The following is a 19,234-nucleotide window of genomic DNA, read 5'->3' as shown; positions in this document are numbered from 1 at the left end:
GGACCGGGGTCGGACCCCGAGGGGTCCGACCCCAGCTTTACGCCGCCGGGTTTGGCGGTTGTAGCAGGCGCCGCCCCCAAGCTAGGCTATCACAGGCTGTAATTGAGGCGCGCCAGTGTGCTCTTGAGCGCGTCGTTCTTCGGGTCCTTGCTTTGCGCCTCCTGCCACAGCTTGCGCGCGCCGCTCTTGTCGCCCTTGTTCCACAGCACCTCGCCCAGATGCACGGCGATCTCCGGATCGTTGCGCAGGCCGTAGGCGCGGCGCAGCAACTCCTCGGCCAGGTCCAGATGGCCGAGGCGGAACTGCACCCAGCCCATGCTGTCCATGATGAAGGGGTCGGTCGGCGCCATCTGCAGCGCCTTGTCGATCAGCGCATAGGCCTCGTCGAGGCGGACGTTGCGCTCGGCCAAAGAATAACCCAGCGCGTTGTAGGCGTGGTGGTTGTCCGGCGCGGCGGCGATCACCTGGCGCAGGCTGGCCTCCATCACCTCGAGCCGGCCCAGCTTCTCGGCCGCCAGGGCGTGGTCGTACAGCAGGTCGGCGTTGCCGGGGAAGCGCTTGAGCGCGTTCTCCAGCACCACGAAGGCGGTGCGGGTGTCGCCGGCCTCGCGCAGGATCTGCGCGTCGGCCTGGACGATCTGCGCCTGCTCGGCCGGGTCGGCGGTGTTCAGCTCGGCCAGCTGCTTGCGGGCGTCGTCGATGTCGCCCTTGCGCGCGGTCAACTGGGCGCGCTTCAGGTGGGCGGTCAGGTAGAGCCGGGCGTCGCCGCCGTCGATCTTGTCGAGCCAGCCGGTGGCGGCGTCGAAGTCGCCGCGCTCCTCGGCGATCTGGGACAGGATCAGCAACACCTTGGACGGGTCGCGCTCGTCGCCGGGACGGTCGCCCAGCACGCCGATGAAGCGCTTGAAGTAGTCCTCGGCGGCGGCAATGTCGTTGCTCTGCATCGAGGTCACGCCCAGCGCGTACAGCGTGGCCAGGCTGTCCGGCTGGTCTTTCAGCAGGAACAGGAACTCCTTGCGCGCCGGCAGGTATTGCTTGTCGTCGACCAGGATGCGGGCGTAGGCGGCGCGCACCTCGCGCGCCTGCGGGTGGCGTTCGAGGAAGCCGGTGAGGATTTTGGAAGCGCTGCCGATGTCGGGCGACACCTGGGCCACCGTCAGCACGGCCAGCTCGGACTCCGGCTTGAGCCGCAGGGCCTCGGCCGCCTCCAGCCGCGCGCGGGCGGCGTCGCCGATGCTGAAGGCGCTCTGCGCCAGCACCAGGTGCGATTCCATCAGCGCGCCGTAGGGTTGCAGCACGCGGTCGAGCAGGGCGAAGGCGGCGCCCTTGTCCTTCGCGCGCAGGAGGAACTGTTGCATCTGGAACATGGCCAGGCCGCGCGCGGCGGGCGGGCTGGTTTGCAGGCGCTGGCTGAAGATCTGTTCGGCCTCGCCGAGGTCGTCGCCGAGCACGGCGAAGCCGAGGAAGTACTGCACCGCCTCCTCGGACTCCGGCGCCAGCTGGCGCCACAGGCGGATCGCCGCCAGCGCCTCGCCGCCCTGCTTGGCGGCCAGCGCCATCTCGGCGGCGCGGCGCGCCAAACGCGGGTCGCTGGTCTGCTGGGCCAGCGCCATCAGGGTGATGTACGGCCCCTGCCACTGGCCGCGCTTGAACTCCAACTCGGCCTTGGTCAATTTGTACAGCAGGTCGCTGGTCAGCTCGACGCCGGGCAGCGGCTCGGGGGCCGGCGCCTCGGCGGCGGGCGCGCCGGCCTCGGCGGGCTCGGCGCTGTCGGCCGGCGCGACGGCCGGCGGCGCGTCGGCCGGTTTTTGCGGGGCAACGGCGCAGGCCGACAGCAGCGCTGAGAGGGTTACAATGGCGAATGCGTTTTTCAAAGGATGATCCTGGCAAGTCTGGCGGCATGGTCGGGCTAACGGCAGATTCTACGCCCTTCGCAGGTAAAGCCGAATGCTCGTAGTGTAACCAAATATTCCGTCCAGCTACGCCGTCGCCCTCCACTTTTCAGCTGATTTTCGATCCCAATGCCAGAACTGCCAGAAGTTGAAGTCACCCGGCGCGGCGTCGCGCCCTACCTCGAAGGCCGCGCCGTGCAGGCGGTGGTGCTGCGTCGCAGCGGCCTGCGCTGGCCCTTCCCGGCCGACCTGCCGCAATCGCTGCCCGGCCACACGGTCGGTTTGACCGGGCGGCGCGGCAAATATTTGCTGATCCATTTCGCCCACGGCACCTTGATCGTCCACCTCGGCATGTCCGGCCACCTGCGCATCCTGCCCTGCGAGGTGGCGCCGCAGAAACACGACCACTTCGACCTGGTGATGGCCGGCCCGGACGGCCCGCAGGTGCTGCGCATGACCGACCCGCGCCGCTTCGGCGCCGTGCTGTGGCACGCCAGCGCGGACGGCGCGCTGGAACAGCACGCGCTGCTGCGCGGCTTGGGCGTCGAGCCGCTCGAGGACGGTTTTTCCGGCCAGCTGCTGCACCGGCGCACGCGCGGCCGCAACAGCGCCGTCAAGCTGGCGCTGATGGCGGGCGACATCGTCGTCGGCGTGGGTAATATTTACGCCTCGGAAAGCCTGTTTCGCGCCGGCATCAATCCGAAGACGGCGGCCGGGCGCATCAGCCTGGCGCGCTACGACAAGCTGGCCCAGGCGATCCGCGCGGTGCTGGCCGAGGCCATCGTGCAGGGCGGCAGCACCTTGCGCGACTTTATCAGCGTCAACGGCCAGTCCGGTTACTTCCAGCAATCGTATTTCGTCTATGATCGTGCAGGCGTGCCCTGCCGTGTCTGCGGCGCCCCGGTGCGCCAGATCAAGCAGGGGCAGCGATCGACCTTCTATTGTGTGAATTGTCAAAAATGACGGCGCGGACCGGCCGGGCGGAGAGCAAGTGAGCATGCTGATGATGCGCGATATCGAACAGTACGGCGCCTGGCGCCAGGGCCTCGTCGCGGCCCTGCGCAACTACCAGGCCTGGGTGGTCGAGGCCGGACTGGCCGACGCCGCCACCGAGCAGCGCATCGGCCGCACCCTGGCCCGGCTGGCCGACGACAAGCTGTCGGTGGCCTTCGTCGCCGAGTTTTCGCGCGGCAAGTCCGAGCTGATCAACGCCATCTTCTTCGCCGACTACGGCCAGCGCATCCTGCCCTCGGCGGCCGGGCGCACCACCATGTGCCCGACCGAGCTGCTGTACGATCCGGCCTTCGCGCCGTCGATCCGTTTGCTGCCGATCGAGACGCGGGCCGACAACCTGTCGACCAGCGACTACCGCGACAATCCGGCCGCCTGGACCACCCTGCCGCTGAACCTGGACGCCGGCGCCGACATGCACGAGGTGTTCAAGCAGGTCTGCCGCACCCGCCTGGCCAGCGTCGACGAGGCGCGCGGCTACGGCCTGTACGACGACAACGACCCGGACGCCGCCGTCACCCAGGACGCCGACGGCCGGGTGGAGATTTCGATGTGGCGCCACGCCATCATCAACTTCCCCCACCCGCTGCTCAAGCAGGGCCTGGTGATCCTCGACACGCCGGGCCTGAACGCCATCGGCACCGAGCCCGAGCTGACCTTGAACCTGCTGCCCAACGCCCACGCCGTGCTGTTCATCCTGGCCGCCGACACCGGCGTGACCAAGAGCGACATCGAGGTCTGGCGCAACCACATCGGCGCCGGGCCGGGCCGCCTGGTGGTGCTCAACAAGATCGACAGCATGTGGGACGAGCTGCGCAGCGAGGACGAGGTCAACCAGGAGATCGACCGCCAGCAGGCCAGCGTGGCGCACATGCTGGCGCTCGAACCCAGCCAGGTGTTCCCGGTGTCGGCGCAGAAGGCGCTGGTCGGCAAGATCACCCGCGACGTCGCGCTGCAGGCGCGCAGCCGCCTGCACGCGCTGGAGGGCGCGCTGTTCAACGAGCTGATCCCGGCCAAGAAGGAGCTGATCCGCCAGCAGCTGGCGGCCGACCTGCAGGCGCTGGGCAGCGCCCAGCAGTCGCTGCTGGCGGCGCGCACGCGCGGCGTGGTCGAGCAGCTGCACGAACTGAAAAGCCTGCGCGGCAAAAACCAGAGCGTGATCGCCCACATGATGCGCCGCATCGAGGTCGAGAAGAAGGAGTTCGACGCCAGCCTGTTCAAGCTGCAGGCCACGCGCGCCGTGTTCACGCGGCTGTCGACCGAGTTGTACACCAGCCTAGGCATGGACATCGTGCGCGACGACATCGACCAGGTGCGCGAGCAGATGCAGCGCAGCCGCTTCTTCACCGGCGTGCGCGAGGCGATGCGCCAGTACTTCGAACGGGTGCGCGCCAACCTCGGCGCCTCCGACCGCAAGACGGTGGAAATCGCCGAGATGATGGGCGTGATGTACCGCCGCTTCTCCAACGAACACGGCCTGTCGCTGGCGCTGCCGATGCCCTTCTCGCTGCAGCGCTACCGCGAGGAGATCGGCGGCATCGAGGCGGTCTACTTCAAGCAGTTCGGCACGGCGACGCTGCTCACCACCAGCCGCGTGGTGGTGATGGAGAAGTTCTTCGACACCATCGCCTCGCGCGTGCGCGGCTGCTTCAAGGCCGCCAACGACGACGCCGACGCCTGGCTGCGCGTCATCATGGCGCCGCTGGAGGCGCAGATCCGCCAGCACAAGGACCAGCTGAAACACCGCCAGGCCTCGATCCAGCGCATCCACGACGCCACCGACAGCCTGGAGCAAAAGATCGACGCCTTCGAGGCCAGCCAGCGCGCGCTGGACCAACAGAAGGCCCGGCTCAACGAGCTGGCCGGCGCGATCAGCATCGCCGTCAAGGCCGAATTCGTCGCGCTCGACGCGGCGGCGTAATCCGCAGATGGCACTTAGAACGAACATCAGTGGCGAACATCGGCACACACTCAAGAACACAAGGAATGGCATGAAGCGTCAGCAGCACACGCCGGCGCCGGGCATGGTCCCGGGCGCGGCGCTGGAACAAGATTTGATCGACCCGAGTTTTTCCGCCGCCGTCATCGGCTGGCAGCAACAGCACGGCCGCCATGTGCTGCCGTGGCAGAACACCCGCGACGCCTACCTGATCTGGCTGTCCGAGATCATGCTGCAGCAAACCCAGGTGGCCGCCGTGCTGGGCTACTACGCCCGCTTCCTGGAACGCTTCCCCACACTGCGCGAACTGGCCGCCGCGCCGGTCGAGGACGTGATGGCGCAATGGAGCGGCCTGGGTTACTACACCCGCGCCCGCAACCTGCACAAATGCGCGCAGCGCGTGGTGGCCGAATACGACGGCGTGTTCCCGGTCGAACAGGCGTTGCTGGCCGACCTGCCCGGCATCGGCCGCTCGACGGCGGCGGCCATCACCGCCTTCGCCAACGGCACCCGCGCCGCCATTTTGGACGGCAACGTCAAGCGCGTCTTCGCGCGCACCTTCGGCATCGCCGCCTATCCCGGCGAGAAGAAGGTCGAGGAGGCACTCTGGCGGCGCGCCGAGGCGCTGCTGCCCGAGCAGGGCATCGAGTCCTACACCCAGGGCCTGATGGACCTGGGCGCCACGCTGTGCACGCGCAGCAGTCCGGACTGCGGCCGCTGTCCGCTGCGGACGCGCTGCGTGGCGCTGGCCACCGACCGCGTCAAGGATCTGCCGGTGCGCAAGCCGAAGAAGGTCAGCCCGGAGAAGCACGCCAGCATGCTGGTGCTGATGCACCGCGGCCAGGTGCTGCTGCAGCAGCGGCCGGACAGCGGCATCTGGGGCGGCCTGCTGTCGCTGCCGGAGCTGGACGGCCATACCCTGGCCGAAGACGGCAACATCGCGCCGGCCGACCACGCCGCGCTGAGCATGGCGGTGGCCCGCTTCGGCGAACTGGAATCGCACGAGCGGCTGTCGACCATCACCCACGTGTTCACCCACTACAAGCTGCACATCGCGCCCTACCGCATCACGCTGGCGCGCCGGCTCGACGCGGTCGGCGAGGCCGGCTACGTCTGGTACGACGGCGCGCGCATCGCCGAGGCGCCGCTGCCGGCGCCGATCAAAAAGCTGCTGCTGGAATTGTGCGGCGACGCCGGGGCGGCGCAGTCGCGCATGGCCTTCTAGTGCGCGCGGCGCGCCGCCCCGCTCGACCGCGGCGCCCTGCCCGGCGGCTGTTGGCGGCAGCGCTGACGCTGGCTTTGACGCTGGCGTTGACGGTCCTGCCCGCGCCGGGCAGGACCGCGCCGTCAACCGCACAAGGCGACGACACAGCTGCCGCGTCCAACGCCGATCAGCGCGACATCAACGCGCACGCGGTGGACGCGCCGATACGCATCGGCGTGCTGGCCTACAAGGGGCCGGAGGCGGTACAGCGCGACTGGTCGCGCCTGCGCCAGTGGCTGCAAACGCGGCTGCCAGGCCGCAGCGTCGAACTGCTCGACTTCGACCAGGCCGGCCTGACTGGCGCCGTGCGCGCGCGGGCGGTCGACTTCATCATCAGCAGCAGCGGCCACTACGCCATGCTGGAGCAAAACGACGGCGCCAGCCGCATCGCCACGCTGGCCTCGCCGTGGTCGGCCTCGCCGCAACTGGCGATCGGCTCGGCCATCGTGGTGCGGCGCGACGCCCCGCTGCACACCTTGGCCGAGCTGGCCGGCAAGCACGTGCTGGCGGTGGCGCCGGAAGCCTTCGGCGGCTACCAGATCGCCGCCCGCGAGCTACTCGCCGCCGGCGTCGATCCGGAGCGCGACCTGGACCGCCTACAATTTTCCGGCTTCCCGACGCAGCAGATTTTGCTGGCGGTACGCGCCGGCCGCGCCGACGCCGGCATCGTGCGCAGCTGCCTGCTCGAACAGATGATACGCAGCGGCGAACTGGGCGCCGGCGAGCTGCGCGTGCTGGCTCCCCTGCCCCATCCCGGCTCGTCCTGCCAAAGTTCCTCGCGGCTGTATCCCGACTGGCCCTTCGCCGCGCTGCGCCACACGGCACCGGCCCTGTCACGCCAGGTGGCGGTGGCGCTGCTGACCATGGCGCCGACGGCGGACGGCTACAGCTGGACGGTGCCGAGCGATTACGGCAGCGTCGACGAGCTGTTCCACGAACTGCGCATCGGCCCCTACGACTACCTGCGCCAGTGGACCATCGAGACGGCGCTGCGGCGCTACTGGGGCTTGCTGCTGCTGGCCCTCGGCCTGCTGGTGCTGTGGGCGGTGCACACGGTGCGCGTCGAACACTTGGTGGCCAGACGCAGCGCCGAACTGCTGGCCGCCCAACAGCGCGAGCGCCAGTTGGCCGACGAGGCGCAGTCGCGCCAAGCGACGCTGGACCACACGGCACGGCTGGCCATCCTCGGCGAGATGGCCAGCGCCATCGCCCACGAGCTGAACCAGCCGCTGGCGGCGATCGGCAATTTCGCCCGTGGCATGGCGCGCCGCATCGACGCCGGCCGCACCGAGACGGCGCCGCTGCTGGAGGGCGCCAACGAGATCGCCGCGCAAAGCGAGCGCGCCGCCGACATCATGCGCAAGGTGCGCGCGCTGGCGCAAAAGCGCGCGCCCGAACGCCGGCGCCTCGACCTCGGCGCCGTGCTCGACGAAGCGGTGGCACTGTTCCGCGCCGCCCATCCGCAGGCGCGGGTGAACTGGCAGGCCGGCGCGCCGGCCCCGGTGCTGGGCGACGCGCTGCAAATCCAGCAGGTGGCCTTGAACCTGCTGAAGAACGCGCTGGACGCCCAACGCAGCACGCACGCCGCCGCCGAAGCGCCGCTCCTCGTCACGCTGCGCGCTCGCGGGCGCGACTGGCGGGTGTGCGTGCGCGATCGCGGTTGCGGTCTGGCGCCCGACGAATTCGTCCGCCTGTTCGAACCATTTTTCACCACCAAGGCGGAAGGCCTCGGCCTCGGCCTGTCGCTCAGCAAGGGCATCATGGAATCGTTCGGCGGCACGCTGTCGGTGCGCCCCAACGACGACGGCGTCGGCCTCAGCGTCTGCTTCACCCTGCCCAATTTGGAGCTATCGGAAACACCATGAACGAAAGCGATGCAATCCTGTATGTGGTCGACGACGACGCCGCCATGCGCCGCTCGCTGGCCTATCTGTTCGACGCCGGCGGCTGGCGCGTCGAAACCTTCGAATCGGCCCGCGCCTTCCTCGACAACTACGGCGGCCACGAGCCAGGCTGCCTGCTGCTCGACGTGCGCATGCCGCTGATGAGCGGGCTGGAATTGCAACCGCTGCTGCAGGAGCGCGGCATCCGGCTACCGGTGATTTTCCTCAGCGGCCACGGCGACCTGCCGATGGCGGTGCAGGCGATGAAGGCCGGCGCCTGCGACTTTCTGGAAAAACCCTGCAAGGATCAGGTGCTGTTGGATGCCGTCACGCGCGCGGTGGCGCGCAGCCTGCGCGAATCGACGCAGCAGGCGCAGGCGCGCGCCGCCCACAGCGCGCTCGACACGCTGACGGTGCGCGAACGCGAAGTGGCACAGGCGGTGGCCAGCGGCAAGGCCAACAAGGTGATCGCGCTGGACCTGGCGATCAGCGAGAAGACGGTGCAGGTGCACCGCCACAACGCGCTGGCCAAGCTGGGCGTGCGCTCGGCGGCCGAAGTGGCGCGCCTGCTGATGACCAGCGGGCAGCTGGTCTAACCCGCGATGGGCGGCGGCCCGGACAGGCCGCCACCGCCACCGCCTCAGGTACGCACGATGCGCGCCGGCAGGCCCTGACGCACGGCGCTGCCCGACACCGGATCGACATACACATTGTGGCCGCTGCGGGTGGGATCGCTCAGGCCGACATCGTTCAGGTTGACGCCGGCGGCGATGCCCTTGTCGTGCGGCCGCATGGTCTTGCCGACACGGTGCGCGCGCGCGCCCATCTCGCGGTGGCCGAAGCCATGCTCCACCGCCACCACGCCGCGCTGCACACCATGGCGCAGCGCCACCGTCGCCTTGGTACGGCCACCCGGCGTTTCCAGGTACACCGCATCGCCGCTGCGCAGGCCGAGGCGGGCCGCATCCTCCGGATGCAGCGCCACCGGATTGTCCGGCCGGATGCCGCGCAAACGCCGCGCGCCGATGCTGTAGGAATTGTGCAGCGCCGACTTGAAGCTGATCAGCTGCAGCGGCCATTCCGCCTCGGGATACTTCACCCGCAGCGGCGTGCCGTCGGCAAAGGCCGGCTCGCGCCAGGCCGGCGTGCCGGCGAAGCGCTTGCCGGTGATGCTGCTTCGGCTGACGCCCAGACTCTCGTTATAGAGCATCATCGGCTTGATGTAGCGGTGCGTTGACCAGTCAGCCGGATACGGCGGCAGCTCAGCCGGTGGCGTGGCGGCGGCGGCGGCGGCGGCGGCGGCGGCGGCACCCTGCGCCTGCGGTGGGGCCGGTGGCGGCAGGCGCACGCCGAACATCTCGCCATAGTTTTGGTAACGGCCGCCGCGCGCCAGCATGAAGGCCACCTTGCGCCACTCCTCGGGCTTGAGCGTCGCCTCCAGCAGTGGCTGGATACGCGCCACGCCGGACAGCGCGATATCGTCGTCGCTGGCGTCCGGCACTGCCGTCTTGCCCTGATAAGCGATGTTGGCGCCGCCGCGCAGATACCAGTGCTCCGGCCGCTCCAGCGCGCAGGGATTGCCGTCGGCGTCGCTCAAGCCGGCCGGGCCGAAGCCGGGCAGTTGCAGCGTCTTGGCCAGCGCCAGGAACAGCGTCTCCATGCCGATGGCCTGGCCGTCGGCCAGCTTGTCGGCCTTCGGCTCGACCACCGGCCAGCGCGCCGTGCTCATTTTGACCGCCACGCCGCCCCAGGCGCTGGCCCAACCCCAGCTTTCGTACAGCAGCGAATCGGGCAGCAGATAGTCGGCGTAGGCATTCGTCTCGTTGATGAAGGGATCGACGGCGACGATCAGCGGTAGCTTCTTCGGATCGGCCAGATCGGCGCCGATCTGCGCGCGCAAACCCGGCACGCCGTACAGCGGATTGCAGCTCCACAGGATCAAGGCCTTCAAGCCGTAGGGGTAGCCATTCATCGCCCCGGTCAGCCATTCGGTGGCCAGCGCCGGCGCGTTGGGATACCACGGCGCCCGCGCCGGGTAGGCGGCGCCGGCCGCTTTTTTGCGCTGGAATTCGGCGCTCTTCTCGTAGGCCGCGTTGCGGCCCAGCGGCGTGCCGCTGGGTTTGACCTCGCCGGCGAAGCTCTCCAGGTTGTAGCGCGGGCCGGGGCCGGCGTCCTTGAAGCTGCCGCCGCTGACCAAGGTGCCGCCCTTGCGGTTCAAATTTCCGATCAGCGTGTTGAGCATCACCAGCGCGTAGGCGTTGTAGAAGCCGCTGGCGGCCATCATGCCGCCGTGGGCGTTGACGGCGGCGCGCTTGCCGTGGCTGGTCAGTTCGCGCGCCAGGCCGACGATCACCGTCTCCGGCACGCCGCAAGCTTGCGCGTACTCGGCCAGCGTGTGGCGCTCGGCTTCCTCGCGCAGCAGCGTCATCGCGCTCTTCAGATGCAGCGGCTGGCCGTCCAAGGTCAGCTCGCCGTCGAAGAACAGCTCGGCCGGCGCGCTGGCGGCGTTGTGCGCCAGCGCCTTGCCGCTGGCGGCATCGAACACCACGAACGGGTCCTGCTCCTGATAGCGCTGTTCTTCCGGCAGCGCCATGCCCAGGTCCGAGCCGCGCGCATAACGGCCGTCGCGTGGATGGCCCGGCTGGACGATGACCAGGTGGGTGGCGTTGCACCACGCCGCCTCGCCGGCCGCCTCGGCCGTCTTCAGGTTCGGCTGCACCAGAAAGGTGCGGTCGTAGCGCTCTTGCTCGATGATCCAACATATCATCGCCATCGCCAGCGCGCCGTCGGTGCCGGGCTTGATCGGCACCCAGCGACTGCGCTCGCCCGAGGCCAGGCTGTCGGCATTGCTCAGCACCGGATCGACCACCACGTAATTGAAGTCGCGCTGGCCGGCGCGCGCCTTGGCCAGCAAGGTGCCCTGGCGTTTGAAGGGATTGCCGGCGTTGCCCGGCGCGGTGCCGACGAACAGGCAGAATTCGACATTCTCCAGATCCGCTTTCGCGTGCGGCATTTTCTTCATGTCGCCGAACATCGCGCCCGAGCCGGAACGGTAGGCGCCGCCGCAATAGCTACCGTGGTTGACCATGTTCAGGCTACCGTAGGATTGCTTGAAGAAGCGTTCGACGAAGCCCATGCGGCCATCGTCGGTGCTGGCCATCAGACCCACCTGATTGACGCGCGGCCCCAGCGCCGGCTGCTGCGCATCGATGGGCGTGGCCAGGTCGCGCAGCGCGCGCAAGCCCTGCACCTCGCCTTCGCCGAACAGGTCGCCGCCCTCGCTGATTTCGCGCACCAGTTGGTCGAAGGCGATTGGTTGCCAGCGGCCGCCGCCGCGCGGACCGACCCGCTTCATCGGCGCCAGCACGCGGAACGGTGAAGCCATCTGCTCGATGACGGCGTTGCCACGGCCGCAAGCGGTCGAACGGCCGGCCAAGCCCTTTTCCTGGAAGCGCGACAGCGCGACGAAGCTGGCGCGGATCGGCGTCTGGTAGGGCAACGCCGGATCGGCCGACATCGGGCTGTACGGATTGCCGGCGACGCGCAGCACCTGGCCGTCGGCCTTGTCGATGCGCACGCGCACGCCGCAGAAGGTGGTGCAGCCCATGCACATGGTGTAGCTCACTTGCTGCTGCGGATTGACGGTGAGCTTGCCGCTGGCTGGATCGACGGCGAACTCCGGCGCCAGCGAATTGCCGTGCAATTTGCTGTGCGGCGCATCCTTGCCGCGCACATGGTCGAGCATGCGCCCGGCGGTGGTCGAGAAGCTGGCGGCGAAGGCGGTCAGGCCGCCGCCGAGGGCGGCGTTGCGCAGGAAGCCGCGACGTTTATCTTGCATGGTCATCTCCTAGTGAGTCGCCGGGGTGGCCGCCGCACCCAAGCGGGCGGCGGGTTTGACGGGGCCGGGGCGGACGCTGTTGGCGCCGGCCCATGGCAGGTAGTCGAGCAATACGATCAGCAGCACAATCCACAGGCCGAGCGTGCCGGCGATGCCGAGCAGGCCATCGCTGCCCAGTGGTAGTTGGTAGTCGTACCAGCCGGCGCCGGTCTTGGGAATCGCCTGGCCGCCGATGAAGATCGTCCAGCGCATCATCCAGGCGCTGTGCAGGGCGACGACGCCGTTGAACAAGCCGCTCGAAGCGGGACGCAAGACCGCCAGCGCCATCGGCACGACGGTGGCCAGAACGGCCCAAACGGCGCTGAGCTGCCAGGCCGGTGCGCCGGCCATTTGGTTGAAGGCGGCGCTGTGTACGGGACTCAGGCCGGACAGGCAGGCGTACAGCCAACCGCCGCCCAGCGCCAGCACCAGCGCCAGGGTCAGCGCCAACGCGCGGTTCAGCGCCAGCGCCAGTCGGCGGTCGCGGTCACCGATGAAGTGATTGAATAGCAGTGCCAGGCCAAGCGCGCCGGCCGCCGCCGTGGCGACGAACTGCGCCGGCAGGAAGGGCGTGTGCCACAGCGGCCGGGCGCGCACCACGGCGACCTCCATGCCGGTGTACAGCGCCAGCGCCAGCACGCCGCACATGGTCAGCAGCGCGGCGCCGGCCAAGGCTGCGCGCGAGGCGCGACCGCCCCGCCCCGCCAGCCGATACCAGCGCGCGCCGCGACGGCCGCTGGCGCCCCAGGCGGCCAGGTCGGGGCGCAGCGCCAGCCAGGCGTACAGCAGCAGGCCGCCCAGATACAGCGGAATGAAGAAGGAACCCCAGGCCATCCACGAGCGCGGCTGGAAGTGCAGGTAGAAGTGGTAGAAGCGGCCCGGCCCGTGCAGGTCGGCCAGCAGGGCCACCGGCGCGGCCACGCCGCAGGCCAGCGCGGCCAGCAGCGCCAGGCGGCCGAGACGCTCAAGATGGGCGCGGCCGAAGACGAAGTAAGGCAGCGTCAGCATGAAGCTGGCGTAACTGAGGCCGATGAGGAAGAAGTACTGCACGGCCCACGGCAGCCACGACGCTTCGCGCGTGACGTTGAGCACTTCGGTGATATGGCTGTCCATGCTTACTCCCCGTGGTGGCTGGGTTGCCACAGGCTGGCCTCGCCCTCGACGCGGCCCTCGAAGCGGGCGTCGAGGCCGAGGTAGAAGACGTGCGGCTCGGTGTTCATCTCCGGCTTGAGCACCTTGACCTCGTTGGTGTCGAGCAGGCGACGCACCTCGCTGTGCGGATCGTTCAAGTCGCCGAAGATGCGGGCGCCGCCGACGCAGGTTTCGACGCAGGCCGGCAGCAGGCCGACGTCGACGCGGTGGGCGCAGAAGGTGCACTTGTCGGCCTTGCCGGTGTCGTGGTTGATGAAGCGGGCGTCGTAGGGGCAGGCTTGCACGCAGTAGGCGCAGCCGACGCAGCGCTCGCCGTCGACCACCACCACGCCGTCGTCGCGCTGGAAGGTGGCGCCGACCGGGCAGACCGGCACGCAGGGTGGCTGCTCGCAGTGGTTGCACAGGCGCGGCAGCATGTAGGTGCCGCACTGCTTGCCTTGCTGGACCTCGTAGGTCGAGACGATGGTGCGGAAGCTGTTTTCCGGCACCGCGTTCTCCATGATGCAGGAGACGGTGCAAGCCTGGCAGCCGATGCACTTGCGCACGTCGACCACCATGGCCCAGCGCTGTTTGCCCTTGCCCGTGGCGCCGATGGCGGGCGCGGGCGCCAGCGCGACACCGGCGCTAATGGCCGGCAAGGCGCGCAAGAATTTGCGGCGGGATTCAATCACATGACCTCCTTTGCTCTACACGACAGCCGTATTGACTGGCTACCATGATAGAAAGGAAGTTGCCCTGAGGATATTGGGACTTATTGGCGGCAACTGCGATGAATTGCCAATTTACTTATGTTGAATGTTGTGCTATCGGCGCCAGGCGCTGCGGTGTTTCAGTGGGCCAGTTTGAGTATGCTGACAAGCAGGCTGATGCCCATGCCGGCGACTGCAAGAATGGTGGCGGCGGCACAGCGGAGCATGGTGACTTCAAGCTTGGCGATATCCGTGCGTACGTTGGCGAGGTATTCCTTGGTCGCGTAATTCGACTGGATGACCGACACATGCGCATTCAAATCCGCCAGCCCTTTATCAACGCCGGTAAGAAGCGCCTTCACTGCGCCAAGCTCTTCATCCGTTTTTGAAGCCGAGTCAAGCGGAGCAGCTTGACTGCCCTCAAGCGCGGCCGTCTACAGCTCGTCGAGCGAAAACAGGCGGCGGTGTTCGCGGATGGCGTAGCGGTCGGTCATGCCGGCGATGTAGTCGGCGATCTTGCGCGCCTGCCGCTGGGGATCGCCCGAGGCCACCAGATAGTCCGGCGGCAGCAGCACCGGGTCGCTGATGAAGGCCTCGAACAGCTCGCGCACGATGCGGCTGGCCTTCACCCGCATGCGGTTGACCTGGTAGTGCTGGTACAGATTGGCGCGCAAAAACCGCTTCAGTTCCGTGGCGTCCTTGCGCATGGCGTCGGAGAAGCGGATCAGCGGCGGCGCGGCGCGCACCGCGTCGATGTCGCGCGGCGCGGCGTCCAGCAGCAGCTGGCCGGAGGTGGCGATCAGGTCGTCGGCCAGCGCGGTGATCAGGCGGCGCAGGGTCTCGTAGATGGCGCGCCGGCCCGACAGGCCGGGGAAGGTGCGCTGCACGTCGTGCCACAGGCGGGCGAAGAACTCGACCTGCTCCAGCTGCTCGATGGTGATCAGGCCGGAGCGCAGGCCGTCGTCGATGTCGTGGCTGTTGTAGGCGATCTCGTCGGCCAGATTGGTCAGCTGCGCCTCCAGCGAGGGCTGGCTGCGGTCGATGAAGCGCTGCGCCACCGGGCCGAGCAGGCGGGCGTTGCTCAGCGAGCAGTGCTTGAGGATGCCCTCGCGCGTTTCGAACATCAGGTTCAGGCCGTCGAAGGCGCCGTAATGCTCCTCCAGCTCGTCGACCACGCGCAGGCTCTGCAGATTGTGCTCGAAGCCGCCGTGGCCCTTCATGCATTCGTTGAGCACGTCCTGGCCGACGTGGCCGAAGGGCGTGTGGCCGAGGTCGTGGGCCAGCGAAATCGCCTCGACCAGGTCCTCGTTCAGGCGCAGGTTGCGCGCCATCGAGCGGGCCACCTGGGCCACTTCCAGGCTGTGCGTCAGGCGCGTGCGGAACAGGTCGCCCTCGTGGTTGAGGAAGACCTGGGTCTTGTACTCCAGGCGGCGGAAGGCCGAGGAGTGGATGATGCGGTCGCGGTCGCGCTGGAACTGGCTGCGCGAGGCGTGCGCCGCCTCGGCGTGCAGGCGGCCGCGCCCCGTCGCCGAATGCGCCGCATAGGGCGCCAGGTGGGCGTCCGGCGCCATCAGACGGCGGCGGCCAGCGTCGCCAGCAGCAGTTCCTGCGGCGCGTTGCTGATGCTCGGGCTGCCCAGCGGCTTGAGCAGGATGAACTTGATAGCGCCGCCCTCGTTCTTCTTGTCGACCTCCATCAGTTCGAGCCAGCGCTCGGTGCCCAGGTCGGGCGCCTTGACCGGCAGGCCGGCGGCGGCCACCAGCGCGCGCACGCGCTCGACGGTGGCCTGCTCGACCAGGCCCATGCGGGCCGACAAATCGGCCGCCATCACCATGCCGCAGCCGACCGCCTCGCCGTGCAGCCAGTGGCCGTAGCCCAGGCCGGCCTCGATGGCGTGGCCGAAGGTGTGGCCGAAATTGAGGATGGCGCGCAGGCCGCCCTCGCGCTCGTCCTGGCGCACCACCTCGGACTTGATCTCGCAGGAGCGGGCGATGGCGTAGGCCAGCGCGCCCTTGTCGCGGCCCACCAGCAGGGCGATGTTGGCCTCGATCCAGTCGAAGAAGGCGGCGTCGATGATGGCGCCGTGCTTGATCACCTCGGCCAGGCCGGCCGACAATTCGCGCGCCGGCAGCGTCTCCAGCGTGGCGGTGTCGGCGATGACGGCGCGCGGCTGGTAGAAGGCGCCGATCATGTTCTTGCCCAGCGGGTGGTTGATGCCGGTCTTGCCGCCGACCGAGGAGTCGACCTGCGACAGCAAGGTGGTCGGCACCTGGATGAAGTCGATGCCGCGCATATAGCTGGCCGCCGCGTAGCCGGTCAGGTCGCCGATGACGCCGCCGCCCAGCGCCACCAGGGTGGTCTTGCGGTCGGCCTTGGCGGCCAGCAGGGCGTCGAAGATGGTCATCAGGCTGGACCAGTTCTTGTGCTCCTCGCCGTCCGGCAGGATGATCGAAATGACCTGCTTGCCGGCGGCGCGCAGGCCCTGCTCGATGCGCTCCAGGTAGAGCGGCGCGACGGTGCTGTTGGTGACGACGGCCACCTTGGCGCCGTTGACGTGGCGCGCCAGCAGCGCGCCGTCGCCCAGCAGGTTGGGACCGATCGAGATGGGGTAGCTGCGCTCGCCCAGGTCGACATTCAGGAGGATGGTGGTTTGCTCAGTCATCGAAGGCTCGGCTTGTGTGTAGCAGTTCGGCGCCGCCTGGCAGGCCAGGCTGTCGAGATGCTGCAAAATGGTTTGGACCATCGATTGTACGTTAGGTCGGCCGGTGTCGATGACGACGTCGGCGATTTCCAGGTACAGCGGCTCGCGCTGGGCCAGCAATTCCTCCAGCTTGCGGCGCGGATCGGCCGTCTGCAGCAGCGGCCGGCTCTTGTCGTGGGCGGTGCGGGTCAGGATGCTGTTGACCGAGGCGCGCAGATAGATCACCGTGCCGCGCGAGGCGAGGAAGGCGCGGCTGGCCGCATCGAGGATGGCGCCGCCGCCGGTGGCCAGCACGATGCCTTGTTGCGCCGTCAACTCGCCGATCACCTCGGCCTCGCGGCGGCGGAAACTCTGCTCCCCCTCGATCTCGAAGATCCACGGGATCGAGGCGCCCGTGCGGGCCTCGATCTCGTGGTCGGAATCGATGAAACGCAAACCCAGCTTGCGGGCCAGAATGCGACCGATGGTGGTTTTTCCGGCGCCCATCAGCCCGACTAAGAAAACATTTTGCATTGACTTCCAGTACTAGTTTGGACTGGTGCAACTAAGCACCGTGCCGTAGGGGCTGTCGCGCCCCGGCGGCGTAATGTTGTGGGTGGAATAATCGGTGCTCAGACCGATCAGCTTGATGTAGCCGACATAGCGCGCCTCGGTGCCGGACACCTGGCCACGGATCGTCAAATCGACGTCGAGCCAGTTGGCGCGGTCGCGCGGGTACAGCAGCGAAACGGTGGCCTGGCCGCGCGCGTCGGTGGTGGTGCTGGCCGGCGAGACGGTGATCGGAATGCCCGGATCGAGCGCATGGTTGCCGTTGGTGTCCTCGCCGCCGGACAACTGGCCGTCGCTGTCGACGTCCTCGTTCAGGCAGGCCTTCGGCTGCAGCAGCGGGTTGGAGCTGTAGGCCCAGGGGCCGTCGGTGCCCTCGAAGTACAGGCTGCCCTTGTAGTAGTTGCGCGGCCGCACCGAGCCGGTGATGTTGACGCCGGGCACGGGATTGCCGGCCGCGTCGGTGACGAACACCGAATAGTCGACCTGGTAGGTGGCCGGATTCGGCACGCCGATGGTGTTGCCGGTGCCGGCCGTGATGAACAGCGATTTCTTCGCCACCGTCAGGGCGGCGATGGCCGAGGCGTTCGAGGCGCCCTGCAACTGGGCGCGGATCAGCACGCCGTCGAGCTTGGTGTCCGAGCTGCCGGCGATGTAGCTGACCGAAGCCGAGCCGTCGGCGCCGGTGGTCACCAGCGAGGGCTGGGTCAGGCTGCCGCCGCTCGGGTCGCTGATGATGGAGAAGGCCACTTGGGCGAAGCGCACCAGGTTCCTCTGGCTGGTGCCGTCGCGCACGGTGGCGCGGATGGTGGCCTGCTGGCTGGTGCTGCCGGCCGTGTTGGCGCCCACCACGGCCGGGTCGGCCTGCACGCTGATGGTGGCCGAGCCCGGCAACGCGGCGTAGAACTCGACGCTGCCCTGCACCGAGGTGGCGTTGGCGTTGGCGGTCGCCGTCAGCGTGGCGACGCCGGGGTTGGCCGCCGACAGGAAGGCGGTGGCGTTGCCGCCGACCAGGGCCAGCGGCGCGTTCAAGGGGCTGGCGCAGCCGGCGTCGGCGTACACCGTGCCGCGCGAGGCGCTGACGCTGACCGTGCCGCTCTGCGCCACGCCGCCGTTGTCGTTGTGGATGGCCACGGCGTAGCACTGGTTGATCGCCGCCAGCGCCTGCGGCGTGCCGGCGCCGTCGACCACGTTGACGTAGAAGTTCGACGAGCTGATCTGGATCGGCACGGCGGCCGTCTCGCCCAGCGCCTTGACGGTGATGGTGTCGCCGCTGCCGCTGGCGGCGCTGTAGCTCAAGGTCAGCTGGCCGGCGGTGTTGGTGACGGCGGCGCCGCCGCCCTTGACGGCCAGCGTGTTCAGGCCCGAGCTGAAGCTGACGGTCTGGCCGTTCAGCGCGTTGCCGGCCGAGTCGACCAGCTTGACGGTGACGTCGGTGCTGGCGCCCAGGTTGACGGTGCTGGCGGCGTTGATGCTGAGCCGGGTGCCGGCCACCGTCACCACCGTGCTGACGGCCTTGGCGCCGGCCACGCTGGCGCTGACCCGGATCACCCGCGAGCTCGGGTCGCCGCTGGTGCTCAGCTTCTCGCTGACCACGCCCTTGGCGTCGGTGCTGCGGTTGGTCAGGCTCAGGCTGCCCGAGTCGACACTCAGGTTGACCTTCACGCCCGGCACCACGGTGTTGCTGGAATCCTTGACCAGGGCGAACACGGTGATCTCCGAACCGGCCGCGCCGGACGAATCGAGCACCCCCTTGTCGGTGGTCAGGGTCAGGGTCGGCACCGGCGCCGGCACCGCCACCACCGTCACCTTGACCGGCGCCGAGACGGCGCCGCCGGCGCTGGCGGTGATGCTGATCACCCGCACCGCCGGATTGCCCTTGACGTTGAGTTTCTCGACCACCATGCCGTTGGCGTTGCTGATGCGGGTGGTGCTGCTGATGTTGCCGGAGTCGGCCTTGAAATCCACCGTCTCGCCGGGCAGCGCGTTGCTGTTGGCGTCCTTGACGATGGCCGTCAGCGTCACCTCGGTGCCGTCCAGGCCGGACGAGTCTATCGTCTCGGCGCTGGCGATCAGCACCACCGAGGCCGCCTTCGACGGCGCCACCCCGTTGCTGTTGGTGCCGGGCGAGCCGCCGCCGCCGCCGCAGGCCGCCAGCAGGCCGGACGCGCAGACGCAGGCCAGCGCATTGCGCCAACCGGAGAAGGGGGCAGTGACGGTGCTCATGACGCGGTGTGTGCTGATATTCATCGGATTACCCTATCGTTCCCACGGAACTGT

The 19,234-nt window shown here is 68.8% G+C and carries 13 protein-coding genes; 5 read left to right on the top strand and 8 right to left on the bottom strand.

The features are described 5' to 3' along the window. Positions 1 to 89: 89 nt before the first annotated feature. Complete coding sequence (locus tag H7U20_RS08805; RefSeq protein ID WP_199758761.1) at positions 90 to 1,874, bottom strand: tetratricopeptide repeat protein; 1,785 nt, start codon at positions 1,872 to 1,874, stop codon at positions 90 to 92. 147 nt (positions 1,875 to 2,021) lie between these two features. Between H7U20_RS08805 and mutM the strand changes: the two genes are divergently transcribed. The 5 genes from mutM to H7U20_RS30745 all read left to right on the top strand — a co-directional run bounded on the left by mutM (position 2,022) and on the right by H7U20_RS30745 (position 8,585). Beyond that, positions 2,022 to 2,855 (top strand): bifunctional DNA-formamidopyrimidine glycosylase/DNA-(apurinic or apyrimidinic site) lyase, encoded by an 834-nt coding sequence (gene mutM / locus H7U20_RS08800; protein ID WP_199758760.1) that lies wholly within the window; start codon positions 2,022 to 2,024, stop codon positions 2,853 to 2,855. 40 nt (positions 2,856 to 2,895) lie between these two features. Continuing rightward, on the top strand, positions 2,896 to 4,824 hold the full coding sequence (locus H7U20_RS08795) for a dynamin family protein (protein WP_199758888.1): 1,929 nt from the start codon (positions 2,896 to 2,898) through the stop codon (positions 4,822 to 4,824). 70 nt (positions 4,825 to 4,894) lie between these two features. Then, entirely contained in the window at positions 4,895 to 6,067 is a 1,173-nt protein-coding gene (gene mutY, locus H7U20_RS08790) for an A/G-specific adenine glycosylase (protein WP_458351867.1), read from the top strand. Positions 6,068 to 6,117: 50 nt separating this feature from the next. Continuing rightward, positions 6,118 to 7,971 carry a sensor histidine kinase gene (locus tag H7U20_RS08785; RefSeq protein ID WP_199758759.1) on the top strand — a complete coding sequence of 618 codons (1,854 nt, stop codon included), beginning with the start codon at positions 6,118 to 6,120 and terminating at the stop codon, positions 7,969 to 7,971. After that, complete coding sequence (locus H7U20_RS30745; protein ID WP_199758758.1) at positions 7,968 to 8,585, top strand: response regulator transcription factor; 618 nt, start codon at positions 7,968 to 7,970, stop codon at positions 8,583 to 8,585. Before H7U20_RS08785 ends, H7U20_RS30745 begins: the two co-directional genes overlap by 4 nt. A 44-nt stretch (positions 8,586 to 8,629) precedes the next feature. Here the strand turns inward: H7U20_RS30745 and H7U20_RS08775 are convergent, their stop codons facing one another. The 7 genes from H7U20_RS08775 to H7U20_RS08745 form a co-directional block, all read right to left on the bottom strand. Further along, positions 8,630 to 11,827, bottom strand: a complete 3,198-nt coding sequence (locus H7U20_RS08775) for a molybdopterin dinucleotide binding domain-containing protein (RefSeq protein ID WP_199758757.1) — start codon at positions 11,825 to 11,827, stop codon at positions 8,630 to 8,632. Positions 11,828 to 11,836: 9 nt separating this feature from the next. Beyond that, on the bottom strand, positions 11,837 to 12,979 hold the full coding sequence (gene nrfD / locus H7U20_RS08770; RefSeq protein ID WP_199758756.1) for an NrfD/PsrC family molybdoenzyme membrane anchor subunit: 1,143 nt from the start codon (positions 12,977 to 12,979) through the stop codon (positions 11,837 to 11,839). Between the two features lie 2 nt (positions 12,980 to 12,981). Beyond that, the gene (dsrO, locus tag H7U20_RS08765) at positions 12,982 to 13,689 is read right to left on the bottom strand and encodes a sulfate reduction electron transfer complex DsrMKJOP subunit DsrO (RefSeq protein ID WP_370593110.1); all 708 of its coding nucleotides are present in this window, start codon (positions 13,687 to 13,689) and stop codon (positions 12,982 to 12,984) included. Between the two features lie 158 nt (positions 13,690 to 13,847). Continuing rightward, the gene (locus tag H7U20_RS08760) at positions 13,848 to 14,069 is read right to left on the bottom strand and encodes a hypothetical protein (protein ID WP_199758755.1); all 222 of its coding nucleotides are present in this window, start codon (positions 14,067 to 14,069) and stop codon (positions 13,848 to 13,850) included. Between the two features lie 72 nt (positions 14,070 to 14,141). Beyond that, the gene (locus H7U20_RS08755) at positions 14,142 to 15,278 is read right to left on the bottom strand and encodes a deoxyguanosinetriphosphate triphosphohydrolase (protein ID WP_199758754.1); all 1,137 of its coding nucleotides are present in this window, start codon (positions 15,276 to 15,278) and stop codon (positions 14,142 to 14,144) included. Further along, positions 15,278 to 16,921: a bifunctional shikimate kinase/3-dehydroquinate synthase AroKB gene (gene aroKB / locus H7U20_RS08750; RefSeq protein ID WP_199519175.1), complete on the bottom strand. Its 1,644-nt coding sequence runs from the start codon at positions 16,919 to 16,921 to the stop codon at positions 15,278 to 15,280. Before aroKB ends, H7U20_RS08755 begins: the two co-directional genes overlap by 1 nt. Positions 16,922 to 16,933: 12 nt before the next feature. Further along, positions 16,934 to 19,204, bottom strand: a complete 2,271-nt coding sequence (locus H7U20_RS08745; protein WP_233410587.1) for an Ig-like domain-containing protein — start codon at positions 19,202 to 19,204, stop codon at positions 16,934 to 16,936. Positions 19,205 to 19,234 lie beyond the last annotated feature (30 nt).

This window comes from Rugamonas violacea (assembly GCF_016461825.1).
In the GTDB taxonomy this organism is placed as follows: Bacteria; Pseudomonadota; Gammaproteobacteria; order Burkholderiales; family Burkholderiaceae_D; genus Rugamonas.
This window is presented reverse-complemented; position numbering and strand designations above follow the sequence as displayed.

What these genes read in the sequence shown, in the direction of transcription:
- mutM (WP_199758760.1), top strand. Translation starts at nt 2,022, where the DNA reads ATGCCAGAACTGCCAGAAGTTGAAGTCACCCGGCGCGGCGTCGCGCCC.
- H7U20_RS08795 (WP_199758888.1), top strand. Translation starts at nt 2,896, where the DNA reads ATGATGCGCGATATCGAACAGTACGGCGCCTGGCGCCAGGGCCTCGTC.
- mutY (WP_458351867.1), top strand. Translation starts at nt 4,895, where the DNA reads ATGAAGCGTCAGCAGCACACGCCGGCGCCGGGCATGGTCCCGGGCGCG.
- H7U20_RS30745 (WP_199758758.1), top strand. Translation starts at nt 7,968, where the DNA reads ATGAACGAAAGCGATGCAATCCTGTATGTGGTCGACGACGACGCCGCC.
- H7U20_RS08775 (WP_199758757.1), bottom strand. Translation starts at nt 11,827, where the DNA reads ATGCAAGATAAACGTCGCGGCTTCCTGCGCAACGCCGCCCTCGGCGGC.
- nrfD (WP_199758756.1), bottom strand. Translation starts at nt 12,979, where the DNA reads ATGGACAGCCATATCACCGAAGTGCTCAACGTCACGCGCGAAGCGTCG.
- H7U20_RS08755 (WP_199758754.1), bottom strand. Translation starts at nt 15,278, where the DNA reads ATGGCGCCGGACGCCCACCTGGCGCCCTATGCGGCGCATTCGGCGACG.
- aroKB (WP_199519175.1), bottom strand. Translation starts at nt 16,921, where the DNA reads ATGCAAAATGTTTTCTTAGTCGGGCTGATGGGCGCCGGAAAAACCACC.
- H7U20_RS08745 (WP_233410587.1), bottom strand. Translation starts at nt 19,204, where the DNA reads ATGAATATCAGCACACACCGCGTCATGAGCACCGTCACTGCCCCCTTC.